Below are 25,423 nucleotides of genomic sequence, written 5' to 3'. Positions count from 1 at the left end.
GTAGCATGGAGCGCACGTGTCCTTGCGATAGATAGTGGGAGGAGATCGCGGCGATGTCCCGTATCTCGAGGGCGCTGCGCGCGCTTCCCCGCCACCTGCCTGAGGCCACGCTGGCGGTGCTGTTCGCCCTGCTGTTTCTCGCCTGGAGCTGTCTGGCGCTGACCGGGTGCGCCGCCGTCCTCGACACGCACATCCCTCCTCCCCTCCTCCGGCCGCGCTCCTATCTCGGCCAGGTCGCCGAGGCTCTCTCGCTGGTCACCCACCCCTTCCTCATCCTCCTCGCCATCGCCAGCGTCGCCGTCTTCTCCTTCCGACGCCGCATGCGACGCCTCTCCCTGGCGCTGGCGGTCGCCGCCACGGGCATCCCCCTGCAGACGCTCATCGCCTTCGCCACCCACCGGCCTCGGCCGCACACGGTCTTCGCCGACTCGATCTCCCACATCGGCGGCGCCTACCCGGCCAGCCACGTCACCGCCATGACCCTGGGGGCCTGGGTGCTGGTGACCCTGACCCGCGCGCACCGGCGGGGCACGATCTCGGTGGCCCAGTGGACCGCCATCGGCTCCGGCGCGGTGCTGTTGACCGCCGCGTGCCAGTGGCTCATGGGTCTGGCCCACCCGTCCGATATTGTCGGCGGCCTGCTGCTCGGCATCGCCATGGCGAACCTGGCTCTCAGCGTGGGCGGGGTCGACTCGATCCTGTCCGCCTGGGCGCGCCTGAGCCTGCGCCGCGACAGCGGAGGCAAGCGTGCGGCCATCGTCTTCAACCCCACCAAGTTCGACGACCTGTCCCTCCTGCGCCGCCGCGTCGAGGCCGAGGTGCGCGCCGCACGCTGGAAGCCGACGCTCTGGCTGGAGACCACCGTTGACGACCCCGGCCACGAGCCGGCGCGGCGCGCGCTTGCAGCCGGCGTCGACCTCGTCCTGGTCGCCGGCGGCGACGGGACGGTGCGGGCCGTCTCCTCCGAGCTGGCCGGCACCGGCACACCCATGGCGCTCCTGCCTTCGGGCACCGGCAACCTGCTCGCCCGCAACCTGGGGGTGCCCCTGGACACCGACGCCGCCCTGAGCCTGGCCCTGCACGGGCGCGCCGGGGCTATCGACGTCGTGCGCTGCGAGACCGACGGCCCGGACGGCGACGGCCCGCTCACCCAGCGCTTCGTCGTCATGGCCGGCATCGGCCTGGACGCGCAGATCATGGAGGACACGAGCGACGACCTCAAGAAGGTCATCCGCTCGGGCGCCTACGCTCTGGCCGCGGTGCAGAACGCGGCGCCAGACCCGTTCACCGCCACCGTCACGCTCGACGACGGCGAGCCCACCGAGCAGCCGGTGGTCATGGCGCTCCTGGGGAACGTCGGCACCATCACCGCCGGGGTGCCGCTCTTCCCACAGGCCTCGCCGTCGGACGGCAAGGTGGACCTCATGCTCGCCAACCCCGACCGGGTCGTGGACTGGGCACGGCTGGGCGCTCAGATCCTCACCGGGCGGGTCCAGGAGGGCTTCTCGACGACGTCGGCCTCCCGCGTGCGGATCACGACCGACAGGCCGGTCCCCTTCGAGCTCGATGGCGACACCGCCGGCACGACCCGCTCACTGACCGTCGAGATCGAGCCGCGAGCGCTGCTCGTCGTCGAGCCGAAGCGCTAGGCTCCGCCCCCGCCACCCCCCTCGCCGAGATCGGTAGTATTCCGCACCGAGATCGGTCGGACACCGGCGCCGGCAGCAGCCCAGCCGCCACCGGGACGACGGCGGGATGCGCACGGCGGCGGCACACGTGACGAGGGACGAGGAGGAGCAGCGATGACCAAGCGCAGGAGCGGTGCGACCGGACGGCGAGACTCCTACCATGTCGGTCTCGACGCGGACAAGGTGATCGACGCCGCCGTCGAGCTCTCACGAGGAGCGGGCCTGGCGGCGTGGTCGTTGCGCGACCTCGGGGAGAGGCTCGGCGTCGCCCCCTCGGTCATCTACCACCACGTGGGCGGCCGCGAGGCTTTGAGCCGCCACGTCGTCGAACGGGTCCTCGCCCGCGTGGGACTGCCGACAGTCGTCATGCCGTGGCGCCAGTGGTTCCGCGAGGCGCTCTACCCGGTCCGGCCCGTGCTGACCGCCTACCCGGGCACGGCCAGGTGGCTGCTGCTGCACGGCCCCGCCTTCCCCGGGATCGCGCCGGTCATGGACGCCGGGATCGCCTCGCTGCAGCGAGCGGGTTTCGGCCGGGACACGGCCCTGGCGTACGCTTCCCTGGTCAACACCGCATTGATGACGATCGCCACCGTTGACGACCGGCTCCTGCACGAGGACGACGGCCCCCACGACCACGCGACCCTCATTCGGGACCTCAGCGGAGCCGCCCCCGACAGCGCCGGTATCTCCCTCATGATGAACGACCTGGTAAGCCAGTTCACCGGTTCGGCCGAGGAGATCGAGGCAGCGCAGGACCGCTACTACCGCTTCGTCCTCGAACGGCTCATGGACGGCCTTGAGGCCGGGCTCGGCGCGGGTCCCGGCTCGACCGGCCCCGACGCAGGCCCCGGCTCGACCGGCTGACCGGCGCCCATCCGCCGCCATCTGGCGCCGCATCTTGTTATTAGAATGCCGTTCATATAGGGTTGCCCTCGTTCCGTCGGGAACGGGCTCACGGATCGGGACCGCACCGAGCCGCCCGTCGGGACCCGACGCCCGCCCGGGGCCCGACGGCTCGGGAGCCGGCCCAGGACCGCAGCCCCGGGTCGCGGCTCAGGGCTGCGGCTCCGGGCGGAAGGTGACAGGAAAGGAGAGCACAGTATGAGCGCTTCGCAGTGGGCAGGCCGCGGAGGGGCGTCCTCGCAGGTCGGGGTCGTCCTGGCGGCGGTCTTCCTGGCCTACCTGGGACAGACGACGCTCAACCCCGTGATCGCGCCGCTGTCGCGGGAGGTCGGGCTGGACGAGTGGCAGATCGGCCTCACGATCAGCGTCGCAGCAGTCATGGTCGTCCTCACCAGCCAGATCTGGGGGCGGCGCTCCCAGTCGTGGGGGCGCAAGCCGGTCCTCGTCGCCGCCCTGGCGATCTGCACCGCGGCCATGGTGCTCTTCGCCATTGTCGCCGCCATGGGCGTCAACGGGGCCCTGAGCCAGACGCCGCTGTTCATCCTGTTCGTCCTCATCCGCGGAATGCTCTTCGGCACGGCGCTCGCAGCGATCCTCCCGACCGCCCAGGCCTACATCGCCGACATCACCTCCAGCGAGGAGGAGCGCGTGCGCGGCATGGCCGGCGTCGGCGCCTCTCAGGGCATCGCGTCGATCGCCGGAGCCCTTGTCGGGGGGCTGCTGTCGGGGATCTCGCTCATGGTGTCGGTCGACATGGTTCCGGTGTTCCTACTCGCGGGCCTGCTGGTGGTGGTGCTCGTCCTGCGGCGGGAGGCCCGGACCGAGCTGGTTGAGGACCCCGCGCACGTCAGCCCCTTCGACCCGCGGGTCTGGCCCTTCCTCGTCGCCGGGTTCGGCATGTTCACCGCGCTGGGCCTCATCCAGGTCGTCACCGGCTTCCTCGTCCAGGACCGCCTCGGCCTGGACGCCGACACGACCGGCCTCTACACCGGCGGGGCGCTGCTCGCCGCCGGCATCGGGATGGTCCTCGCCCAGAGCGTCATCGTGCCGCGCTCGAAGTGGGCCCCCTCGACCCTGCTGCGCGTCGGCACCTGCCTGGGCGCCGCGGGCTTCGCCCTGCTCGCCATCGACAGCGGGTTCGCGCCCATTGTCATCGCGGTAACGGTGATCGGGGTCGGGGTCGGTATCGCCATGCCCGGCTACACGGCGGGTCCCACGCTGCTCATGAATCGCGAGGAGCAGGGCGGGCTCGCCGGCCTGATCGGCGCGACCAACGGGCTGACCTACGTCGTCTCGCCCACAGCGGGCACGGCCATGTACGGGCTCTCGCCCATCCTGCCCATTGCCGTCGGGGGCGCGATCCTCGTCGCCGTGCTCGTCTTCGTCCTCATCCACCGCGGGTTCCGCCGCGCCCCGGAGAGCGCCCCGGAGGCCGCTGCGACCGGCGCGGCCCGGGGCGACTGAGCCCGGGCGTCCGCGGCCCGGCCCCAACGGCGGCGGAGCGCGGACTCGGCGGCGAGGCTCGGCCGCGTCGTCGGCCCGGCCCCGGCGGCGCAGCACCGGGGAGCCGGCCCGCGGCACTCAGCCGGGCGACACCAGCACGGAGCCAGCCCAGGCCCTCCACGTGCGGCAGAGACGGCCGACGCCAATAGCCCAGTCGTCGTGCCCCAATTCGGGGACTATGCGCCTCCGCCGGCGCAGCTGCTATGGCATGCTGGTGAGGCCCTCCTCAGCACCCTCCCCCGGATCAAGCAGCGTCCTGCCGGAGAGGAGACGGGGGCCGCGTCCAAGCCTAGAAGCCGACATGCCAAAGTCCGCAGGGGCAAGATGACGGCCCGGAAGGTGAGCGACGTGACCAGCCTCGCTCGCCTGACCCGGGCCATCGGTGTCCTTGCGGATGCCCTCAGCAAGTGGCTCTGATGAGTCGCCTGCCAGGGGAGCCACTCGGCAGCCGCCGAGTGGCTCCCCACAGCCATGCCCGATCGAGGGGACACGGAGCCCAGTAGACACCGCGCCCGATCGGCCCGATCATGCCCCGCTGGCCCTCGAATCCCGCCAGGTGGCCACTCCGCCACCGCTCAGACCGATTCCCCGGACCCTTCGGAGGCGAGTGTGAAGACGGTTCGCACTTGGGAGAGAGGCGATCCGATGGAGCGAATGCCAGTTTTCGTTGGGATTCCAAGGATCCGCCCGTATCGTCAAGACTGGTTGTCGCGCTCCCATGTGCGCACAGGGGGGTCTGCACACATGGGAGCGCGACAAGTCGCCTTGACGTAAATTAGAAAACCGCAGAATCGTAAGGAAAAAGGGCACTCGACCCGGTAGGGCCCTCCTCTCCCATGTGCAGCCCCCGTCTCAGAGCCCGCCAGAGCAGCCGCATCCCCGCTCCGCTGCGCCGAGGAGCACACGCCACCCCTCACACATGCCGCCGGGATAACCTGCCCTCGTGCCAGTCTCGATCCGAGTGACGAAGATCCACCACGCCTGTCTGACGATCGACGACGGCCGCACACGGCTTCTGCTCGACCCGGGGCAGCTCGGGCGCCGTCCCGGCCTGGATGGTATCGACGCCGTGCTCATCACCCACCGTCACTCCGACCACCTCGACCCCGACCTCGTCGAGGAGGCGCTGCGTCGCGGCATTCCCGTCTGGGCGCCGGGGGACGCGCTCGATGAGCTCGGCGGACTCGGCGCCCGAGGCGAGGACGGCCTGCACGAGGCGGTCACGGGCACGACTCTGCGCATCGGCACCCTGCCCGTCCAGGTGGCCGGCAACCGCCACGCCGAGGTGCACCCGACACTCCCGGGCCCGGCGAACCGCGCCTACCTGATCGATGGGCGGGTGCTCGTCACCGGAGACGAGCACCCGGTCCCGCCGGACCGCCTCTCCGCCCTGGTCACCCCGGTCGACGCCCCGTGGCTGCGCGTCGCCGACCTGATCCGCTACGTGCGCGCCCTGCGGCCGAAGCTCGTCGTCGGCGTCCACGACGGCCTGCTCAATGCGGATGGCCTCGCCGTCGCCCGCCATGTAATCGAGTCGCTGCGGAACGAGGGCGCGGCCCGGGCCACCATCCTCGCCGACGGTGAGACGATCCTCGCCCCCTGACAGCCGGCCCTGCAGGCGGCACAGGCCTCGGGCCGGACCTACGCCTTCTTCACCTCCCGCGCCTCAAGCGTCTGGGCAACGCGTTCCCGGACGACCCGGCGATGGAGGGGCGTCTCCCCCCTCTCCGTCCCGAGAGCCGGAAACCGGCTCCGCCGTCGGCAGCTGCGGCAACTCCGGCAACTCGACGCAGCCCCATCTCCACATCCAGGCCATGGACGGCCCCGACCTCGACGTCGCCCGGGGAGTCCCGCTCCGTTTCGAGGAGTTCCGGCAGCACGCCCCCGGCCGGCGCGCCGCGCCAGCGCACCGCCGACTGGCGTGCCCCGACCAGGGCTCGGTCATCAGCGCGGCCTGACCGGCTGAGGGAGAGGCGGAACCGGACCGATCTCGACGCGGAAGTGAACCGATCTCGTGGAGGGCGACGGCGCGGGCGGAGCGGCGGGGCCCGCCGACACCGCAGGGCCCCGCCGCCGGCGCCCCGCTCACTCCCAGCGGAAGAGCCGGGCCGCGAGCGCGCCGCAGACGATCCCGAAGCCGAGCAGGACGACGGCCGACCCCCAGTGCACGCCCCAGCCGTCGCCGGCCCACAGTCCCCGGGTGAGGTAGGTGAGCTGGGTCAGGGGCGAGAAGCGGGCCGCCGAGCGCACCCCTTCGGGCAGGACGGCCAGCGGCACGGCGGCGCCCGAGGTGAAGATGAGCGGGTACAGGAGCATATTGCCGAGCCCCTGCGCCGCCCCCACGGCGCGCAGCCGGTACGCCACCAGGTATCCCAGTGCGAGGAAGGCGGTCAGCCCGAGCAGGGTGGCGACGAGCGTCGAGACCAGCGCCGCCGCCGAATCGGGACGCACTCCGAACGCCGCGATCACAATGAGGTACATCGTCGCGATGGACAGGAAGGTGAGAGCCGTGCGGGACAGCACGTCGGCCGCGAGGTAGAGCCCCGGCCTCAGCGGGGTCACCCGGAATCGCCGCAGCACCCCCGCGCTGCGCTGGGTCGCCATGTCGATGGGCACCATGACGACGGAGGAGATGGCGATGACGATCCCGGGGAACGCCGTGAAGTTCGCCTCGAGGAATCCCTGCCCCCCGAACTCGGGAGCCGGCTTGTTGCCGAAGATGAGCCCCATGACGACGACGAACACCGGCGCGAACGCGACCGAGAAGATGACTGCTGCGGGCTCTCGCAGGGTGCGCATGAAGGTGACCCTGCACAGCTGACGGAAGGTTCTCACGACTCAGTCCTCCTTGCGCATCGAGCGGCCGGTCAGGGTGAGGAACACGTCCTCCAGCGAGGGCGCCGAGACGCTCACATCGCTCACCGTGGGCCCGGTCCTCTCGATCGTGTCGATCATCTGCTGCGGGAAACGCGTGCTCTCCGAGTGCAGCCGCACCTGGCAGTCGCGGACCGAGACGTTGGAGACGCCGTCGAGGCCCTCCAGGAGCGCCGCGGGAATGGGGCTGGAGGTGCGCAGCCGGATCTCCGCGCCGCCCCCCAGGGAGGCGACCAGGTTCGGCACCGTGTCCAGGGCGATGAGGCGCCCGTGGTCGATGATGCCGACCCGGTCGCACAGCGCCTCCGCCTCCTCCATGTAGTGGGTCGTCATGAGCACGGTGGCGCCGCGGTCGCCGATGGAGCGGACCACGTCCCACATGGCCAGGCGCGCCTGCGGGTCGAGAGCGGTGGTGAGCTCGTCGAGGAAGACGAGCTCGGGCCGGTTGATCAGGGCCAGGGCGATGAATACCCGCTGGCGCTGGCCGCCCGAGAGCTTCTCGACGTAGACGTCGCGCCTGCCGGCGATTCCCAGCTCCTCCAGGAGCTCATCGGTATCGGCGGGGCGGTCGTACATGGAGGCGAACAGGTCCATCGCCTCGCGCACCTTGATCTTCGGGGGCAGAGCCGCCGTCTGCAGCTGGGCCCCGATACGTGCGCGCCAGGACGGGGTGGGGCGGGTCGGATCGACGTCGAGCACGCGCAGGCTCCCGCCACTGGGCGCGCGCAGCCCCTCCAGGCACTCCAGAAGAGTGGTCTTGCCGGCCCCGTTCGGTCCGATCAGGCCGAAGATCTCTCCCGAGTTCACCTCGAAGGAGACGGAGTCGACGGCGGCGAGCTCACCGTAGGTCTTGGTCAGGTTCTCGACAACGATCGCCGGGCTCATCTCAGCTCCCCTCGGGCAGCGGCTCGGAGGCAGGCGGCGGAGTGTCCGAACCGGCCGGGGCACCCGGGACCGGGGCGGTGTCCGACGCCGGCGTCGGAGCCCCGGCCGAACCTGCGGCCGGACCCGGGGCCCCAGGCGGAGCTCCGGGCGGAGCGCCCGACCCACTCGGCGCCGGCCCGCCGAGGGCGGAGCGCACGAGCACGGAGAGCGGGTCGTCCGGAGCTCGGTCCAGCACGAATCTCAGGGGGATGAGGGCGATTCCCTGGGCGGGGTCTGTCAGGACCACAAGCTGATCCCCGGGTTCGAGGCCGAGATGCTTGCGGGCCCGGGCCGGTACGGCCACCTGCCCGCGCTGCCCGACGGTGACCGTCCCGAAGAATCCCCTGCCGTCGGGCCCGATGTGGGCCGGGTTTCGAGGTGCCATGAATCGCTCCTGCCGTTATTCGTCACGCACGACATGCATGACATGTAAAACATGTACACAGTACATGTTGCTCCCGTCGCGACGGAAGCGCAAGAGCTGGGGCGTGCTCGCCCGTCGCAGAGGCGTGCGATCAAGAGCGCCGACCCCGACGACGTCCGCGCATGCGGTTCGGCCCGTATCGGCGCCCTGATGCAGAGGCCCCCGCCCGCGCGGAGGCGGGCTGCACGAAACCCGCCCATCACAGCCCCAGCAGATCCAGCCCCCGCCCGTGCGGAGGCGGGCTGCATGGGCGAGGGTGGCGACGGCGAGGACAACGCGCCCCCTGTCCGCGCGGAGGCGGGCCGCACATGGGAGAGAGGCGGTCCGACGGGATGGGAACGAGTTTTCGTTGGGATTCTGCGAATCTGCCCGCATTGTCAAGACTGGTCGACGCGCTCCCGTGTGCACAGACCCCCCCCTATGCGCACATGGGAGCCGGCGACCAACCTCGACGTGCGTCAGAGAATCGCGGAATCATGCGGAAAATCGACATTCATCCTGGTGGGGCCCTTCTCTCCCACGTGCAACCCTTCTGCGCAGCCCCTCAGAGCGATCTCAGAGCAGCCGCGGCCCCGTCTCGTACACAGCGCCAGACCACAACCCGTCCCCGGAAGCGGTCGAATGCCCAGTTCCTGGGAGAAATGCCTGGACAGCCTCCGGACACCTCGACCCGACCGTCGAAATCACGCGGCTCTCTCACGATGCGCGGGACCGCAGGATCCCGTTTGTCCCGGACTGCGACAGCTCTGGCCACCCTGCTGCATCCCCCATTCCCCATCGGTGACCCACCGATACCGAGGCGAGCGTGAACCGATCTCGACGAAAAGGGGCTGCGGGAGCCCAGTGCCCGGCTCAGACGTCAATGGGGCGCAGGAGCTCGGGGCTCGGCAGGGCGCCGCGCAGGACGTAGTCGCGGAAGAAAGGCACGGCCTGCTCGCCGGTCATGATCTCCTCGGGGTGCAGCCTCGTGGTGTAGGTGGACTCCTTCCCGATGATCCAGGACAGCTCGGTCCAGGCATCGGGATCCTGGACGGGCTCGCGGGCCACGGTGTAGTGGACGTGCCCCTCCTCATCGGCCACCCGCATCTCCAGGGTCAGATCCGTGCAGCGTCCGCCGACCTGCAGGTAGCTGGCGCGAGCCGGATCATCGGCGTCGACCTCGGTGAGGTTGTCGGCCCCCTCGGGCAGGGCCCACACCCCGCAGGAGAAGAAGGTGTTGTCCCTCAGGACGCGGGGATCGGTCAGGTAGCGGGTGAGCTCGGCGAGCACCGACTCGGGAGTCTGCTCCCAGTCGAAGCCCTCACTGTGCCCCGCCTCGGTCCCAACGGTCCATGTGACGAATTTCCTGGCCATAACCTCTCGCTTCCCATCCGCGGACCGCCGGGGCGAAGACGACAGTGCGGCCGGGCCGAGACCCGGACCGCAGGCCGCACGGACGACGCGCCCGCCCGCGGGTGGCCCTAGACTAGCGCCGCCCCGTTGTCGACCCGCAGGAGCCGCACCCATGGACCTCTCCCCCGCCGCGTCCCTGCGCTCCCGCGTCACCGTGGCCCTGGGCCGCGCCGCCCGCCGGGTCTCCCGCCTGCGCGGCGGCGGCTCAGGCGGGACCGCGCTGCCCGGCCTCGTCGTCGAGAAGATCGACCCCGGCTTCCTGGCCCGCACGCTGGGCCAGCTGCCCATGGGCGTGGTCGTCGTGTCGGGCACCAACGGCAAGACGACGACGACGAAGATGGTTGTCCAGCTCCTGCGCGAGCAGGGCCTGAGGGTCCTGACCAACCGGTCCGGGTCGAACTTCGTGCGCGGGGTGCTGGCTTCGCTGCTCACCGAGGTCGACGCGGGCGGCCGCCTGGATCACGACGTCGCCGTCCTGGAGCTCGACGAGGCGCACGCGGTGCGCTTCGTGCGGCTCATCAGGCCCCGCCACGCCCTGCTGCTCAACGTCATGCGCGACCAGCTCGACCGCTTCGGCGAGATCGACTACACCGCCTCCCTCCTGCACAAGGTCGCCCTGGCGACCACCGGCTCCGTCGTCGTCAACGCCGACGACCCGCGCCTGGGCTCCGAGGCCTTCACCGGGGACCTGGCCGTCCGCGTCGCCTCCTTCGGCGCCGGCCCGGCCCTGCGCTCCCTGTTCGTCTCCGACGACGACCTGCGCACCGGGGCGGCGCAGGCCGAGGAGGCCCGTCGTGAGGCCCCCCGGGCCGGAGCCGACCGCGCCGAGGAGGCCGAGGCCGAGCAGACTGGTCAATCCGGGCCCGGCGGCTCCACGACGTCGGCCGCCGCTCCGGCCGCGCCCGAGACCTCGACGCCCCCAGCGCCTCGCGTGAGCCTGCAGTCCCTGAGCGGCCAGGACGCCGTCGTGCGCGTGGACGGCGCCGACCACGACATCGCCTTCACCATCCCCGGCATCCACAACCAGCTCAACGCCTGCGCGGCCCTCGCCGTCGCCCTGGAGACGCTGGGCGACAGGGCCGACCTGACGGGCCTGCTGACCACCCTCGCCGGCGTCCAGGCGGCCTTCGGGCGCGGCGAGGTCCTCACCCTGGACGGCCGCGACGTGCAGCTCTCACTGGTGAAGAACCCCGCTGGCTTCCGCATGGGGCTGCTCACCGCCGCCGAAGCCGTGCGCGCCGGCGGCCCGGAGTCGGTCATGATCGCCATCAACGACGAGTACGCCGACGGCCGCGACATGTCCTGGCTGTGGGACGTCGAGTTCGCGGGCCTGCGCGACGAGGGCGTCGCCGTGGTCACCGGGGTGCGCGCCTGGGACATGGCGCTGCGGCTGCGCTACGACGAGGTGCCCATCGGCACGGTCGAGCCCGACCTGACCCGGGCCGTGGCGCTCCTGCGTCGAGCCGCCTCCGCCGCCGACGACGGCGCGGGCCGCCCCATGCGCATCTTCACCACCTACACCGCCATGCTCGCCCTGCGCGCCCACCTGGCCGAGCTCACCGACGTCGAGGAGGCCCTGACATGAGCGAGCCGACCTACCCGCACGCCACCGAGGGCGCCGCCCGCGGGCGCCTGCGCCTGCTGCAGCTCTACCCGCGCGACATGAACATCTACGGCGACTGGGGCAACACCCTGGTCCTGGCCCGTCGCGCGCAGTGGGCGGGGTACGACGTCGACCTGCTCTCCTACGACCCGGGCGACGAGCTCCCCGACGACGTCGACCTCCTCGTGGGCGGCGGCGGGCAGGACTCCGGGCAGGAGCGCATCAAGGCCGACCTGGTGGAGCGCGGCCCGCAGCTGCGCGCCTGGGCCGCCGACGGCGTGCCCATGCTCGTCATCTGCGGGCTCTACCAGCTCTTCGGGCACCGCTTCGTCACGGGCACCGGCGATGAGATCCCCGGCATCTCGGTCCTCGACGCCGAGACCGTGGCCGGCAGGGGGCGGCTGATCGGGAACATCACGCTGGAGTCGAAGGCGTTCGGGCGGATCGTCGGCTATGAGAACCACTCCGGCCTGACGACGCTGGCGCCCGGGGTCACGCCCTTCGGGCGCGTGCGCTCCGGCGACGGCAACAACGGGAAGGACGGCACCGAGGGGGCCCGCGCCGACCATGTCATCGGCACCTACCTGCACGGCTCCCTGCTGCCCAAGAACCCGGCCGTGGCCGACTGGCTGCTGGCCCGCGCCGTCGAGCACGCCGGCGGGACGTGGGAGGGTGGCGGCCTGGACGAGCGCGCCGACGCCTGGGCCGAGCGGGCCCGCAGGGTCGCCGCGAGCCGGCCCCGCTGAGGCTCCCGAGCCGGCCCCGCTGAGGCCCGCCTCCGCGCCCGCGGCGGGCCCGGGAAACTCAGTGCTCGTGAGTGCGTGCCCATCTGCCCGCCCCCGCGCCCGCGGCGGGCCCGGCCGACCCCTCAGACGGCCTCGTACTGGGTGATGACGGGGTCGCCGCTGGAGAGCTCGACCAGCTGCGGGATGAGGGTGGTGAAGTGCGTGGAGCCGTTGTGGTCGTCAATGGCGGCGTCGTCGGCCCAGCCCTCGATGAAGGCGAAGGCGCCGGCGTCCTCGCGGGCGACGACGAGCTGGTAGGAGATGTTGCCGGTCTCGGCGAGGCTGCCGGCGACGAGGCGTCGGCCGAGCTCGGCGAAACGCCCGCGATTGGCCTCGGGAACGGTGAAGGTGGCGACGATGGTGATCATGAGACTCCTCGGTCCGGTCTGCCGGCGACGCTCTCGGCGTCGTGGCGCTCCCGATGCTATCGGGGTCAGGAGCATGCGGGCGGGAGCCATTACGGCGCCGGGCTTCTGCTGCGGCCGCTCGCGCTCCCGTCCCTCGCAGCCCTTCGTCGAGATCGGTCGTATTCCGCACCGAGATCGGTTCATTTCCGGCTCGAGATCGGTCCGAGGCGCCGGCCCGGCGCCCGCTGGGGCTGCGGCCCCTCAAAAAGGTGGGTCCCACGCACTTTTAGCACTGGTCCGCGCTGCCGTCCCGCTGCAGAACCGCGGAATCCCGCCGATCCTCATCGAGTACGGCAGCACCGGTCACCTCAAAAGTGCGTAGGAACCACCTTTTCCGGCCGAGCCGACCCTCCAAGAGCCCTCCGGGGCCCGGAGAGCCGACTGGTTCTGCCCGCACCTCGCGGTCGCACCCCAGGTCGCGCGGTCGTACGTTAAAGGTAGGACCGCGCGAGAGGCGACGGGACCCGCTCAGCCCCTTGAACCGATCTCGGCACGGAGATCTACCGATCTCGAGCCGGAATACGACCGATCTCGACGAAAGGGGGCGGAGACCGCGGGACCGAGCCAAGAGAGCCTCCCCGCCCAGCCCCAGAGTCATCATCTAGGCTCGGGTCATGGCGACCCCCGAGTTCATCGTGTCCCTGCGGCAGAAGATCGGCCACGACCAGCTGTGGCTGCCCGGCGTGAGCATCGTCGTCGTCGACGACTCCGGCCGCCTCCTGCTGGGGCGGCGCGCCGACAGCGGCCAGTGGGCCGTGGTCTCCGGCATCCCTGAGCCCGGCGAGCAGCCGGCGATAGCGGCCCGCCGCGAGTGCCTGGAGGAGACCGGCGTGGACGTCGAGATCCTGGCCCTCGCCAGCGTGGGTGCGGGCAGGCCAATGACCTTCCCCAACGGGGACAACTGCGTCTTCATGGACATGAACTTTGTGGGGCGGCCGCGCCCCGGCACCGCGTCGCGCGCCCACGTGGCCGACGACGAGTCGACGCAGGTGGGCTGGTTCCGCCCCGAGTCGCTTCCGGAGCCCCTGTCGGTCTCCACTCCCTCCCGCATCCGGGCGGCCCTGGCCTGGCTGGCCGACCCGACGTCGGGGGCGCGCTTCCAGTCCTGAGCGGCGACGGCGACCCGTGGCGCACCCACCGGAAGCGCCGAACGCCTGGGTGATTGATTCCGGGGGTGGTGGGCGGGCCGGGCCCTCCTCGACCGGCCCCTGCGGCTCCCCTTCGTCGAGATCGGTCGTATTCCGGCTTGAGTGCGGTCCGCGGAGTCTTGCGGGCGTCTGGCTGTCGCCTTCACTGGACCGGGGTGGGAAAAGTGATCATCCCACGCACTTTTAACCCGCTCGGCGGCCGCGGGTGCGGCGAGAACTGGCGTGATTCCGCTGTTTGGTGGTGCGGGCCGAGCGGCAGGGAGACTAAAAGTGCGTGGGATGATCACTTTCCGAGGCGCAGCGACGCCCGGCGGGCATCAGACCGGCTGTGATGTCTCAGGAGATCGGGAGAAAGGCACGTTCACGCGACGAGGCTCCGTTGACGTCGGGGCCCGCCGCCCACTCTGCCCGGCTCGCACTCTGGCGGACTCACGCATCTAGGACTCCTCGGGCGCCCGGGGGACTCGGATCCCGATGCGCTCCATATAGCCGGCCTGCTCGCTGTGCGGGTCGAGAGGCCTGGCGGCGGTGAGGATGACGCGCACGCCCTCGGGTGTGGTCACCTCGATCTCCCGGGAGCCCCACAGGGCGGTTCGGGGCCCTTGCACGCATCCCGGTCGAAGCCGCTCGCAGGCCTCGGCAGCCGCCTCGACCTGGCTCAGTACACAGGCGAGACTGACGGTCAGCGCAGGATCCGGGTGCACGGCCGGATCGGCCGGAGCAGCGGGCACTGACGACGGCGACGACGACGCCTCCTCGCCGGCGGGAACCAGGAGCACGTCCTGGAAGGCCCAGCGACGCAGGTGCACGAGCTTGCCGGGAATGCTGAACAGCACGAAGAACCCGAGCCCCTCGGTCCAGAACTCCACCGAACGCGCCAGGTCCTGCGCCGAGACGGTCGCGAACATCGGCATGCCGTAGATGCCACGAAAGGGTTCAGGCGGTTGGGCGTCCTCAGTGGGCGCGGGAACCGGGCTCACCTCGAAGGCGTTGAAGAAGTCGTTCATGCGCTCAGACTCCGCCCTCACGCAGGGTCAGGGTCAAGGCGAGCCCGACAGGATGCGCGACCGCCTCGCCGAGCGGGAGAGCATCCGCCCCAGACGGGGCCGGGACGCGACGCCGGTGCTTCTTGGGCGCAGCGGTGCCCGGCGGGCATCCGGCAGACGCCATGAACCGATCTCGACGCGGAAGTGAACTGATCTCGGCGAAGGGGCGCGGGGGCGGCGGACGCGGACGCGGGGGCGGCGAGCCCCTCGCCGGCGGAGTGCCCGCCGATGGAGGGCGGCGGACGAGGGGCGGCGGACGCGGACGAGGGGGCGGCGAGGCGACGGGGCCGGGCCTCCGGGCGCCCAGCCGCACGCGCCCGGACCCGATCGGTCAGAAAGGTAAGGCACGCCTAATACTCATATGTCGACATTGTCAAGTAGGAACGGCTAACCTAAATAGTGATGTGCGGGACACCCCGTGTGACGTCAACCCCGAGGAGCATCGTGACTGCTGCCACTGCGCCACAGACCAAACCGACCACCACCGACACGCATCACCAGGAGGTCACGTCATCACCGCAGTCACCACCGACACTGGCATCGCTGCGCCCCGGGCAGCGCGCACGCATCCTCGCCATCGAGACTGATCGGGGACCACAGCTGGCGCAGCGTCTGACGGACCTGGGCTTCATCCCCGGCCGTACCGTCGAGGTCCTGCGCCGTGCGCCCTTGGGCGACCCGTTCCTTTTCCGGGTGGCGGACTACGAGATCAGCATGCGCAAGGCCGATGTGAGCATTGTCAAGGTCGAGGAGATTGAGCGATGAGCGACCACGAGCCTCTGCCCCTGACCGACGCCGGCTCGCCGTCCGGCGGCACCGGGGTCCAGGAGCGCCCGGGCCGCGCGTCCGAGCACGCGCCGGACTGCCCCTGCTCGACCCACTCGCAGGTCGCATCGGCGGACGCCGGCCCCTCCTGCCACTGCGGCTCAGCCTCCGGGCCGGTCGACGCCTCCGCGCCCCGCGCCGCGCTGGCGGGCGCCCCCAATGCCGGCAAGACCTCCATCTACAACGCCCTGACCGGCCTGCGCGCCAAGACCGGCAACTACCCCGGGGTCACGGTCTCGCGCTCCCTGGGCACCTGCAAGCTGCCCGAGGGCAGCGCCACCAACACCATTACGATCGAGGACCTGCCCGGCGCCTACTCCCTGGACCCCATCAGCCCCGACGAGCGGATCGTGCGCGACGTCCTGGACGGCCAGCTCTCCTCCGTCAAGGCGCCCGACGCCCTCATCGTCGTCCTGGACTCCACGACCCTGCGCCGGGGCATGGCCTTCCTGGCCGAGGCCCTCCAGCTGGGCCTGCCCACCTGCCTGGCCGTCACCATGACCGACGAGCTGACCAAGCGGGCCGGGCACCTCGACGTCGAGGCCCTGGGCCGCGCCCTGGGAGTCCCGGCCGTGCGTGTCCTGGGCAACCGCGGCATCGGGATCCCCGAGCTGCGCGAGCGCCTGGCCAGCACCGCGACCTGGCCGACATCCCCCATCGCCCCGCCCACGGAGGCCGCCGAGTTCGCCTCCTGGGCGGACTCGATCCTGGAGGCGGCCGACTTCCAGCCGCCCCACGAGGACCGCACGACGGCGGCCATCGACCGGGTCCTGCTGCACCCGGTGGCGGGGAGCATCGTCTTCTTCGCCATCATGTTCTTCTTCTTCCAGGCGATCTTCTCCTGGGCAGAGCCGCTCAAGGACGGCATTGAGGGCGCCTTCACCGCGCTGGGAGGGGTGGTCCACAACCTGCTGGACGACTCCCACCCGCTCCTGGCCGGCCTGCTGGGGGACGGCCTCATCGGCGGCGTGGGCTCGGTGCTCACCTTCATCCCCCAGATCATCATCATGTTCCTCGTCATCGCCCTCCTGGAGGGCGTGGGCTACATGTCGCGCGCAGCCTTCCTCATGGACCGGATCATGAGCCGGGCGGGCCTGGAGGGACGGGCCTTCGTGGCGCTGCTGTCGTCCTTCGCCTGCGCCATCCCGGGCATTATGGCCACCCGCACCCTGCCCAGCGCCAAGGACCGGGTCGCCACCATGCTCGCGGCGCCGCTGATGACCTGCTCGGCCCGCCTGCCCGTCTACGTCATTATGATCTCCCTGCTCGTGGACGACGACGCCAAGATCGGCCCCCTCGGCGCGCGCGGCACCATCATGTTCGCCCTCTACCTGCTGGGCGCGGTCTCGGCCATGATCGCCGCCTGGGTGGTCAAGCGCCTGACCGACCGCGGCGGGGTCCTCCTGCCCTTCTACATGGAGATGCCGCCCTACCGCCTGCCCCGCCCCAAGACCGTGGCCGTCATGGTGTGGGACGCCTGCAAGGGCTTCGCCAAGAAGGCCGGCACGATCATCACGGCGACCACCATCATCCTGTGGGTCCTGCTGAACGTGCCCATGCGCTCCGACGCCCAGTTCGACTCCTACTGCGCCGCCACCCCCGAGTGCGCCGCCATCTCCGCGGCCGCCGACGACCCGTCGTCGTCGACCGTGACGAACGACGACGGCGAGACGGTCACGGACTCCGAGGAGCTCGACAAGCTCCTGGAGGCCCAGAAGACCTCCTACACCATGGACAACTCGTGGGGCGCGGCCGTCGGCAAGGTGGTGCAGCCGGTCTTCGAGCCGCTGGGCTACGACTGGCGCATCAATGTGGCGATCCTGTCCTCTCTGGCGGCGCGCGAGACCTTCGTGGCGACCCTCGGGCAGATCGCCGCCGCCGAGGACCCCGACGAGCCGACCTCCCACCTGCAGACCATGACCTTCCGCGAGGACACGGTGACGAACCGGGCCGGGGACCTGCTGTTCAACCCGGCCACCGTGGCATCGATCCTCGTGTTCTTCGTCTACGCCCTGCAGTGCATGGCGACGGCGGGGGCCATGCGGCGGGAGACCGGCACCTGGAAGTGGCCGCTCATCGCCTACGGCTACATGCTCGCAACCGCCTGGGTGATGGCGGCGCTCACGCGCGTCGTCGTCGCCATGCTCATGTGAGGCCGCCGTGCCCGTTGTGCCCACGCACCCGCTGACCACGCCGGACCCCGACGTGCTGCGGTGGGTGGTTCCCGATGGTCTGCTGCCCTTCACCGGAGGGGTGGCCCACGCCCCGGCGCTGCTCCAGGGGCTGCTCGACGACGGCACCCTGAGCGCCGTCCAGGTCGAGGACGGCGCCGTCCTCACCCTGCTGGGCGACGGCCGCAGCTGGCGCCGGGAGGGCGCTCGGGTGCGCACCGCACTCGTGGACGCGCTGGGGGCGCCCCGCTCCTGGAGGGGCGTGGCGGGGGCGCACGACGTCGGCCCCGACGAGGTCCTGGAGGCCGCAGCCAGGCAGATCGCCGACGGCCCGGTGGGCGCCTTCGCCCGCAGCCACGGGGGGGCGCTGGTGGTGCGCAGCGTGCACGACGGCGTCGTCGAGGTGGGCCTGGAGGGGGCGTGCGACGACTGCCCGGCCGCCGTCATCACCATGCACGCCCGCTTCGAGCACCTCCTGCGCCGCCGCTGCCCCTGGCTGGTGGAGGTCCGCCGCGCCGAGGAGTGACGGCCGAGATCGGTTCACTCCCGAACTGGTCTCAATGCGGGCCCGCCTGCACCGAACGTTACGATGCTATATCGTAATTTTATGGGTGGAACGACCGGGCCCCGGCTCCGGGGGAGACCGCAGAGCGAGCAGGTGAACCGTCGCCTGCTGGCGGCCGCGTTCGAGCTGGTGGCCGAGGTGGGGCAGGAGGCGATGTCGATTTCCGAGGTCGCCAGGCGCGCAGGCACGACCACGCCCGCGGTGTATCGCCGGTACCGCGACAAGGAGGCGCTTCTGACCGCCGTTGTCGATCGCGAGATGAAGGCGATCGAGTCCGAACCGGCCGACACCGGATCGCTCCGAGGCGACCTTATTGAATCGGTTCGCTCCATCGTGGCCGCCTTGACGCCGACGCACGCGCGCGTCCTGGCCGGTCTCGTCCTGGCGGACGATGCTCATCGGGCTCCGTCGCAGCGTCTCAGTGACGCTCTGCGACGGACCACGGACGATACATTCGCTCGCGTCATCGACAGAGGCGTGCTCCGCGGAGAGCTCCGCTCGACCCGCGCCCCGGAGCTGCTGGCTCGAGTCCCGGGCGCCATCGTCATGAACATGGCGCTGCTCGGTGATGGCCCGCTTTCCGAGGACCAGATCATCGGCCTGGTCGATCAGATCATGCTGCCCGCACTGACGGGAACCGCCAACGAATAGAACGACACGGAGGCCAGTACATGACCGAGAGCGTCGTATCAGCACCGCAGGGCATTGAGAAGATCTTCCGCCCCATATCGCCGATTACAGATCCGAAGGCCGGCTACCCCGGCTTTCAGGCGGGGAGAGTGGAGCAGATCGTCAGGGGATCAGTCAGGTCCCGGGGGCACAGGCCGGTCCCCTGCGACATGATCTGGCAGCGCGACGTGGCCGTGCCGATGCGGGACGGGACGATCATCTACACCGACGTGTTCCGGCCTGCGGATCAGGACGGCCCGCTGCCGGTGGTCACGGCGTGGAGCCCCTACGGGAAGCTCTCGGGGAGCCAGTCCGTCGGGCAGATCCCCGCACGGTCTGGCATCCCCCGGAGCGCCACGACCGGGTGGGAGTCATTCGAGGCCCCTGATCCGGGCTACTGGTGCGATGCCGGGTACGTGGTGCTCACGCCGGACATTCGGGGAGTGTTCAAGTCCGGTGGGGACTACCTGTTCTGGGGGAAGCAGTCCGCCCGGGACGGCTACGACTTCGTCGAATGGGCGGCGGAGCAGGAGTGGTCCAACGGCAGGTTCGCCTTTACCGGCAACTCCCAGCTGTCGATCCTCCAGTGGTTCATCGCCGCCGAGCGCCCGCCGCACCTGACCGCCATCGCGCCGTGGGAGGCGCTCATCGACATGTACCGCAATGAGGTGTGCATCGGGGGCATCCCCGACACCGCCTTCAATGAGTCCATTATCTTCGAGACGTATGGCCAGGGCCGCATTGAGGACGTTCCCGCGATGCTGGAGCGGTACCCGCTGTTCAACGAGTACTGGGCGGAGAAGATCGCCGCGGTGGAGAATATCGGCGTCCCGGCCTATGTGGTGGGGAGCTGGACGAACCCGGTCCACTCCAGGGGCACGCTCCAGGCGTGGCAGCGCCTCCGCACCGAGGAGCGCTGGCTTCGAGTGCACAACACGATGGAGTGGCCGGACTACTACTCGCCTGAATCCGTGGCCGACCTGCGCCGCTTCTTCGACCACTACCTCAAGGGCGTCGACAACGGGTGGGAGGCCACGCCCCGTGTCCGGCTCTCCGTCCTCGACCCCGGCGGACAGGACACCGTCAACCGCGCGTACGGCGAGTTCCCGCCGCCCCAGGCCCGGCACCGCGCCCTGTACCTGGACGGCGCCACCGGCTCGCTGGTGGACGCGCTCCCCGAGGCGGAGAGCACTGTGCGCTACATCGCGGACGACAACAGCTCCGTCGCCGCCCTGACCTACCGGTTCGACCACGACGCCGAGATCATCGGGCACGTCAGCATGCGCCTGTGGGTCGAGGCCGAGGGCCACGACGATGCCGATATCCACGTCTGAGTCCGCAAGCTCGACGCCGACGCTAAGCCGTTGAGCCATATCGTCATCCCCTTGCCGGATCCGGCCAAGAAGGCGTTCCTGGCCGCGGCCGACCTGAAGCCGGTGAGCCGGCGCATGCCAGCGAGCTCCCGCTACAACGGCCCGTGGGGACGGCAGAGGGCGTCGCTCCGGGCCCTCGACCACGGGCTGTCCACAACCGGCCTGCCGATTCATGCGATGACGCGCTCCGAGAAGCTCGCCCCCGGCCAGATCGTCCCGGTGGACATCTCCCTGTGGCCGACCGGGCTGCGATTCCACCGCGGCGAGCAGCTCCGTCTCCAGATCGCCGGTTTCAACATGCGCGGTCCCAACCTCGCTGGCCTTCCGGAGGCGGACAACCAGAACCGCGGCACGCACATCATCCATACCGGTGGTCAGTTCGACTCGCACCTGCTGCTGCCGTTCGCGCCCGGATCCTGAAGGAGCATCATGCTGGAGAAGATCAAGAATCGTGCCATCCGTCTGGCGATGCAGGCGTACATGGCGACGCGCCGACACTCGGTCACCGACGGGGTGGTGGGCATTCAGCTCCGGCGTCCCAAGAAGGCCCCGCACTACTCCAGTGAGGTTCTTAGAGCCGGCAGTGTGCAGAGCAAGGGGGCATCGCCCTTGCCAGTCGATATCCAGGTGGAGCGCGATGTCCCGGTGCGGCTTCGCGACGGCACAACGATCTACACCGACGTCTTCCGCCCGACAGGGGCGGACCGGGTGCCGGCTGTTGTGGCCTGGAGCCCGTACGGGAAGACCGAGCCGTTCGACAGCGTGGCGAAGCCCGAGCAGGCGCTGTCCGGCCTGCAGAAATTCGAGGCGGCCGACCCGGGATGGTGGGTGCCCCACGGTTATGCGGTGATCCAACCGGATATTCGTGGTATCGGCAACTCCGGTGGCAGGTTCACGCAATGGGGGACCCAGGACGGACGTGACGGGTACGACCTGGTGGAGTGGATCGCGGAGCAATCGTGGAGCAACGGGAAGGTGGGGTTCGCCGGGAACTCCTGGCTGTCCATCTCGCAGTGGTTCATCGGTGCGCAGCGGCCTCCCCACCTGGCGGCCCTGGCCCCGTGGGAGGGATTCGCCGACGTCTACCGGAATACCGTCGCTCCCGGCGGTGTGCCGTCACCAGAGTTCGCCGGAATGGTGCCGGTCGTGCTCCGTGGCCGACAGTACGGCGAGGACCTGCCGGCGATGGTCGACCGGCACCCCTTGATGGACGACTACTGGAGGGACAAGATCGCCGCGGTCGAGCGGATCACCGTGCCGACCTATGTGGTCAGCAGCTATACCAACAAGGTCCACACGAGAGGAACGATCCACGCCTTCAACGCGCTGACCGTGCAGGACAAGTGGCTGCGCATCCACAACATTCACGAGTGGCGCGACTTCTACCGCAACCAGGAGGACCTCCTGCGGTTCTTCGACCGCTACCTCAAAGGCGTTGACAACGGATGGGAATCCACTCCGCGTGTTCGCATGTCGGTTCTTGATCCCGGTGGCGAGGACGAGACCAATATCGTCACGGACAGCTTCCCGCCACCCGGCACCGAGCCTGTTCGCCTGTACCTCACCGCTAACGCGGGTCTTAGCCGCGACGCCCAGGCGGCCGAGGCGTCAGTGGCCTACACCGCAGACGACGGGAGGTCCCGTGCACAGTTCACCATGGTCTTCACGGAGGACACCACTATTGCGGGCCACTGGAAGCTGCGCCTGTGGGTGGAGGCAGACGGCGCTGATGACATCGACCTGTTCCTTCAGTGCCAGAAGCTCGACGCCGCCGGCAATGTCATCCCGGTCATCGTCAAGGGGGCGCCCTACGGTGACGCTAATGGGGTCGGTGAGTTCGAGTGGGGGCACGGGGTGCTGAGAGCGTCGCGTCGAGCGGTGGATGACGACAGGTCCAGCCTCTTCGTCCCGTTCCATCCCTTCGATCGCGAGCAGAGGCTCAGACGTGGTGAGACGGTCCCGGTGGAGATCGAGATCCCTCCGATGGCGATGCGATGGCATGCGGGCGAGCAGCTGCGGCTTCTGGTGGCGGGGTACAACATGCAGTCTCCCGAGTTCAATTTCCTGGCTCCCACGAAAACCCTCAACAAGGGTCGAACCGTGCTGCACGTGGGCGGCCGCTACGACTCGCACCTGTTGGCTCCCGTGCTGAAACCGTGAGTGACGGCGGACCGGCCAGAGCCCTGCGGGATCGCCCTCCCCCTCGGCCCTCGGGCGCGCAGGGACCGGTCAGGCGGGTTCCAGGCAATCCCGCAGGCGCTGAAGGGTCGCCAGCAGGTCCTCCCGCAAGGCCTCGGGATCGCGCTCGGCATAGATGAGGCCTTGAAGGAGGAGCCCGTCGAGGGTGATGTGCAGCTCGGCGGCCGCCGCCTCGGCGACGTCGTCGGGCAGCGGGAGGCCCTGACCGCCGGCCTCCAGCCAGTCGCTCCGCCGCAGCAGGGCGGCGACGGCCATGCGGGCGGTCGAGCGCACCGCATCCCAGGAGATCTCAGCCGATGGCTGGAGGCCGGGTTCGCGGATGCTGCGCATCATGAGGGCCAGCCACAGCAGCTGCTCGGAGCGGTGCCGCTCATCGATCGGGAGCGCCTCCTCGCACAGGCGCAGGGCCACGTCGAGGGCGGATGAGCGTTCGGCCAGGGTCCGTTCGGTCTCGGCGGCCTCGATGATCCCTGCGATGCGGGCCTCGGCGTCGGCCAGGAGCTGGCGGCCCGCGAAGAGCAGCAGCTCGTCGCGGGTGGAGAAGTAGTACTGGACCGCCCCGAGTGACCAGCCCGCCTCGGCGGCGACGGCGCGGATCGAGGCCGATTCGACCCCGCCACGGGAGACCACGCGCCGCAGGGCGGCCGCCAGCTCCCGGCGGCGCTGCTCGTGGTCGACCTTCTTGGGCATGGGACATGCATACCAGGTGTCCCGGAACTTGACTTCAGTCAACTGTATTGCTTCAATTTCATACGGTTGACTTGCAAAGGAGGCCGCGCCGGCGACATCCCCCGCCGACACGCGGGCCTCCGCCCCTTCCAAGACGCAGAACAGGACCCGCATGAGCCTTCCCGACGTCGGAGTACTCGCCGGCCTCGCCCTCCTGGACTCCACGAGCACCGGCACCCTGACCATCCCCGCGGTCATGCTCCTCCAGCCGCGGGTGCGCTTCAGCCGGATCCTGGGCTATCTGGCCACCATCAGCCTCTTCTACTGGGGGCTCGGGCTCGCGCTGGCGACAGTGGGCACCCGGATCACGGCCTCCCCCGGGCTGCAGGACGCCCTGGAGTCGCGCACCGCCTATGCGGTACAGCTGGCGATCGGCGTCGGCCTGGTCGCCGGCAGCTACCTGGTCGACGAGGAGGCCCAGGCACGACGGCGCGCCAAGCGCGGGGACCGCACCTCCCTGACGAGCCGCCTGATGGGCACGGTCCTGGGGCCTCGCGCCCGCTGGGACGCAGTTATCGCCCTGGCCCTCGTGGCGGGGCTCATCGAGGCGGCCTCCATGCTGCCCTACCTGGGCGCCATCGGACTCATCACCCGAGCCGGGCCGCCCGCAGCGGCGGTGGCCGCGGTGCTGGCGGCATATGTCGCGGTCATGGCGGCGCCCGCACTGCTCCTGACAACCGGGCGGGCCGCCGTCGGCGACCGCCTCAATGGGACCCTGGCCCGGATCAACGCCTTCATCGAGAGGCACTCCGCCAATTCACTGGCCTGGGTCATGGGCATCCTGGGCTTCCTCCTGGCGGCGGACGCCCTGGGCGCCCTCCTGGCGTGAACCGCGCCGGCCGGCCACGATCCGCAGCCGCGCCTATCGCCCCACCTGCGTCGAGATTGACATTGTCGTACGAGATCGGCGGTGTCACCGTCTATCTCGTACGACAATGTCAATCTCGACGGGCCGTATTCTGCCACTCCGGGGATTCCCCGCACCGATTAGCCTCGCGACATGAGCTACGACATCCTGGTCTTCGATCCCGCAGCCGTCTCCGACGCCGACTTCTCCGCCTGGTGGGAGGAGCAGTCCGCCTGGCCCGAGGACCACTCCTACTCCGACCCGGCCGTGACCACCCCCGAGCTCCGGGCGTTCTACGCGGACATGCGCCAGCGGTTCCCGGATATGGATGCGCTGACCGACGAGGAACTCGACGCCAACCCCGGCCTGGAGGACCGCATGATCGAGTACACCATCGGGACCCGCCTCATCTACATGGCCTTCCCCTGGAGCCGGGCCGAGCAGGCCGGCACCGCCGTCGAGACCACGGCCCTGCGTCACGGCGTGGCCATCGCCTGGGTCAGCGAGAGCACCACCACCGTCCCGATCCAGCGCCCCTGATTTCCGTCGCGCCTCAGAGACGCTGACGCCCCTGCCGCACAGCCCGTTACCATAGCGCGATGGGTGAGACCTCGCACGACAATGACCTGATGGCCCGCCTGGGGCGGATCAGCGCCGGGATCACCCAGCTCCCGTGCCCCAAGCCCGAACCGCCCTCGCCTGAGCTCAAGCTCATCCGCAGGCTGCTCGAGGTGCCCGAGGAACCCGAGCCGCACTGGGGGCCACCGCTGTCGGACGCCGAGCTCGCCGAGTGCGAGCAGTGCCTGGGCGTGAGCCTTCCCGAGGACTACCGGGCCTTTCTGACACGGGTGACACGTGGCGGCGACTGGCCGTTCTGTCTCGTGTGGGAGCCGGGCGAGGGGAGCTCCGAGTTCGGGGGCGGCCTGCGTCCAGACCTGCCCTTCCCCTATACCGACTCCGACCCCCTGGTGATCGCCGAGAGCAACCGGCAGGAGTATGAGGAGCAGCTCTCAAGCGGCGCCGTGAATCACGGGTTCGTCCCCCTGTCGACCGACGGCTGCGGCATGAACTACATCCTGGTGGTCACCGCCGCAGACCCGTCCGCGATCGGGACTGTGTGGGCCCACGACCTGCCCGACGACCTCGGGATCCAGCCCCTGCACGACCCCGGCACCGGCAGGCCCCTACGCTTCCTGGAGTGGATGGAGCGCTCCATGGAACGCTGCCGCGCACTGCTCGAGGATGGGGAGGATCTCTACTTCCTCCACACGTTCGCCCGCCGGCCCATGTGAGATCCCGGGTCCGGCCGCGCTCGAACACTCCGTCCGCGCCTGTATCTGAGCGGCGC

The 25,423-nt window shown here is 70.4% G+C and carries 25 protein-coding genes; 18 read left to right on the top strand and 7 right to left on the bottom strand.

The genetic code is table 11. The features are described from left to right. The first annotated feature begins 53 nt into the window (after positions 1-53). The 5 genes from AIF0345_RS01500 (at position 54) to AIF0345_RS01480 (ending at position 6,052) form a co-directional block, all read left to right on the top strand. A complete protein-coding gene (locus AIF0345_RS01500) occupies positions 54-1,649 on the top strand; it encodes a diacylglycerol kinase family protein (protein ID WP_268917940.1) in 1,596 nt (531 codons plus the stop codon). Between the two features lie 153 nt (positions 1,650-1,802). After that, entirely contained in the window at positions 1,803-2,552 is a 750-nt protein-coding gene (locus tag AIF0345_RS01495; RefSeq protein WP_268917939.1) for a TetR/AcrR family transcriptional regulator, read from the top strand. Between the two features lie 237 nt (positions 2,553-2,789). Further along, positions 2,790-4,055: an MFS transporter gene (locus tag AIF0345_RS01490; RefSeq protein ID WP_285296916.1), complete on the top strand. Its 1,266-nt coding sequence runs from the start codon at positions 2,790-2,792 to the stop codon at positions 4,053-4,055. Positions 4,056-5,037: 982 nt separating this feature from the next. Continuing rightward, complete coding sequence (locus AIF0345_RS01485; RefSeq protein WP_285296915.1) at positions 5,038-5,697, top strand: MBL fold metallo-hydrolase; 660 nt, start codon at positions 5,038-5,040, stop codon at positions 5,695-5,697. A gap of 211 nt (positions 5,698-5,908) precedes the next feature. Then, positions 5,909-6,052 carry a hypothetical protein gene (locus AIF0345_RS01480; protein ID WP_285296914.1) on the top strand — a complete coding sequence of 48 codons (144 nt, stop codon included), beginning with the start codon at positions 5,909-5,911 and terminating at the stop codon, positions 6,050-6,052. Between the two features lie 127 nt (positions 6,053-6,179). Here AIF0345_RS01480 and AIF0345_RS01475 read toward each other — a convergent pair whose 3' ends face one another. The 4 genes from AIF0345_RS01475 to AIF0345_RS01460 form a co-directional block, all read right to left on the bottom strand. Beyond that, complete coding sequence (locus AIF0345_RS01475) at positions 6,180-6,929, bottom strand: ABC transporter permease (RefSeq protein WP_285296913.1); 750 nt, start codon at positions 6,927-6,929, stop codon at positions 6,180-6,182. Positions 6,930-6,932: 3 nt separating this feature from the next. After that, positions 6,933-7,853, bottom strand: coding sequence for an ABC transporter ATP-binding protein (locus tag AIF0345_RS01470; RefSeq protein ID WP_285296912.1), 921 nt, complete (start codon positions 7,851-7,853; stop codon positions 6,933-6,935). Position 7,854: 1 nt separating this feature from the next. Further along, the gene (locus AIF0345_RS01465) at positions 7,855-8,277 is read right to left on the bottom strand and encodes an AbrB/MazE/SpoVT family DNA-binding domain-containing protein (RefSeq protein ID WP_285296911.1); all 423 of its coding nucleotides are present in this window, start codon (positions 8,275-8,277) and stop codon (positions 7,855-7,857) included. A gap of 891 nt (positions 8,278-9,168) precedes the next feature. After that, entirely contained in the window at positions 9,169-9,669 is a 501-nt protein-coding gene (locus AIF0345_RS01460; protein WP_285296910.1) for an NTP pyrophosphohydrolase, read from the bottom strand. A 151-nt stretch (positions 9,670-9,820) separates the two neighbouring features. Between AIF0345_RS01460 and AIF0345_RS01455 the strand changes: the two genes are divergently transcribed. Both AIF0345_RS01455 and AIF0345_RS01450 read left to right on the top strand, forming a co-directional pair. Further along, positions 9,821-11,293, top strand: coding sequence for a Mur ligase family protein (locus AIF0345_RS01455; RefSeq protein WP_285296909.1), 1,473 nt, complete (start codon positions 9,821-9,823; stop codon positions 11,291-11,293). Continuing rightward, complete coding sequence (locus AIF0345_RS01450) at positions 11,290-12,057, top strand: type 1 glutamine amidotransferase (protein ID WP_043563800.1); 768 nt, start codon at positions 11,290-11,292, stop codon at positions 12,055-12,057. The genes AIF0345_RS01455 and AIF0345_RS01450 overlap by 4 nt, the downstream gene beginning before the upstream one ends. Before the next feature lie 122 nt (positions 12,058-12,179). Here AIF0345_RS01450 and AIF0345_RS01445 read toward each other — a convergent pair whose 3' ends face one another. Continuing rightward, positions 12,180-12,464, bottom strand: a complete 285-nt coding sequence (locus AIF0345_RS01445; RefSeq protein ID WP_268917931.1) for a putative quinol monooxygenase — start codon at positions 12,462-12,464, stop codon at positions 12,180-12,182. 653 nt (positions 12,465-13,117) lie between these two features. Between AIF0345_RS01445 and AIF0345_RS01440 the strand changes: the two genes are divergently transcribed. Continuing rightward, positions 13,118-13,612, top strand: coding sequence for an NUDIX hydrolase (locus AIF0345_RS01440; RefSeq protein WP_268917930.1), 495 nt, complete (start codon positions 13,118-13,120; stop codon positions 13,610-13,612). Positions 13,613-14,088: 476 nt separating this feature from the next. Here AIF0345_RS01440 and AIF0345_RS01435 read toward each other — a convergent pair whose 3' ends face one another. Then, complete coding sequence (locus tag AIF0345_RS01435; protein WP_268917929.1) at positions 14,089-14,658, bottom strand: VOC family protein; 570 nt, start codon at positions 14,656-14,658, stop codon at positions 14,089-14,091. Positions 14,659-15,141: 483 nt separating this feature from the next. Here AIF0345_RS01435 and AIF0345_RS01430 point away from each other — a divergent pair, with 483 nt between their 5' ends. From AIF0345_RS01430 to AIF0345_RS01405, 7 genes are all read left to right on the top strand, one after another. Beyond that, positions 15,142-15,462, top strand: coding sequence for a FeoA family protein (locus AIF0345_RS01430; protein ID WP_229118571.1), 321 nt, complete (start codon positions 15,142-15,144; stop codon positions 15,460-15,462). Then, positions 15,459-17,675: a ferrous iron transporter B gene (gene feoB / locus AIF0345_RS01425; RefSeq protein ID WP_268917928.1), complete on the top strand. Its 2,217-nt coding sequence runs from the start codon at positions 15,459-15,461 to the stop codon at positions 17,673-17,675. The genes AIF0345_RS01430 and feoB overlap by 4 nt, the downstream gene beginning before the upstream one ends. 7 nt (positions 17,676-17,682) lie before the next feature. Next, entirely contained in the window at positions 17,683-18,219 is a 537-nt protein-coding gene (locus AIF0345_RS01420; protein ID WP_043563807.1) for a NifU family protein, read from the top strand. Positions 18,220-18,300: 81 nt separating this feature from the next. Further along, a complete protein-coding gene (locus AIF0345_RS01415; RefSeq protein ID WP_285296908.1) occupies positions 18,301-18,909 on the top strand; it encodes a TetR/AcrR family transcriptional regulator in 609 nt (202 codons plus the stop codon). Positions 18,910-19,097: 188 nt separating this feature from the next. Continuing rightward, complete coding sequence (locus AIF0345_RS16795; protein WP_404975962.1) at positions 19,098-20,261, top strand: CocE/NonD family hydrolase; 1,164 nt, start codon at positions 19,098-19,100, stop codon at positions 20,259-20,261. Positions 20,262-20,291: 30 nt separating this feature from the next. After that, complete coding sequence (locus AIF0345_RS16790; protein ID WP_156966826.1) at positions 20,292-20,720, top strand: CocE/NonD family hydrolase C-terminal non-catalytic domain-containing protein; 429 nt, start codon at positions 20,292-20,294, stop codon at positions 20,718-20,720. A 9-nt stretch (positions 20,721-20,729) separates the two neighbouring features. Next, positions 20,730-22,460 carry a CocE/NonD family hydrolase gene (locus tag AIF0345_RS01405; RefSeq protein ID WP_285296907.1) on the top strand — a complete coding sequence of 577 codons (1,731 nt, stop codon included), beginning with the start codon at positions 20,730-20,732 and terminating at the stop codon, positions 22,458-22,460. A gap of 69 nt (positions 22,461-22,529) precedes the next feature. On the opposite strand, the gene AIF0345_RS01400 is transcribed toward AIF0345_RS01405, so the two are convergent. After that, positions 22,530-23,189, bottom strand: coding sequence for a TetR/AcrR family transcriptional regulator (locus tag AIF0345_RS01400; protein ID WP_285296906.1), 660 nt, complete (start codon positions 23,187-23,189; stop codon positions 22,530-22,532). 151 nt (positions 23,190-23,340) lie between these two features. Here AIF0345_RS01400 and AIF0345_RS01395 point away from each other — a divergent pair, with 151 nt between their 5' ends. The 3 genes from AIF0345_RS01395 to AIF0345_RS01385 all read left to right on the top strand — a co-directional run bounded on the left by AIF0345_RS01395 (position 23,341) and on the right by AIF0345_RS01385 (position 25,367). Then, the gene (locus AIF0345_RS01395; protein WP_285296905.1) at positions 23,341-24,057 is read left to right on the top strand and encodes a GAP family protein; all 717 of its coding nucleotides are present in this window, start codon (positions 23,341-23,343) and stop codon (positions 24,055-24,057) included. Between the two features lie 171 nt (positions 24,058-24,228). Continuing rightward, positions 24,229-24,615: a hypothetical protein gene (locus AIF0345_RS01390; RefSeq protein WP_268917923.1), complete on the top strand. Its 387-nt coding sequence runs from the start codon at positions 24,229-24,231 to the stop codon at positions 24,613-24,615. Between the two features lie 59 nt (positions 24,616-24,674). After that, positions 24,675-25,367, top strand: coding sequence for an SMI1/KNR4 family protein (locus tag AIF0345_RS01385; protein ID WP_285296904.1), 693 nt, complete (start codon positions 24,675-24,677; stop codon positions 25,365-25,367). The last annotated feature ends 56 nt before the right edge of the window (positions 25,368-25,423 follow it).

This window comes from Actinomyces israelii (genome assembly GCF_030253495.1).
GTDB classification, from domain to species: Bacteria; Actinomycetota; Actinomycetes; order Actinomycetales; family Actinomycetaceae; genus Actinomyces; species Actinomyces israelii.
The sequence above is the reverse complement of the archived record's forward strand: the minus strand, read 5'-3'. Positions and strand labels throughout refer to the sequence as shown.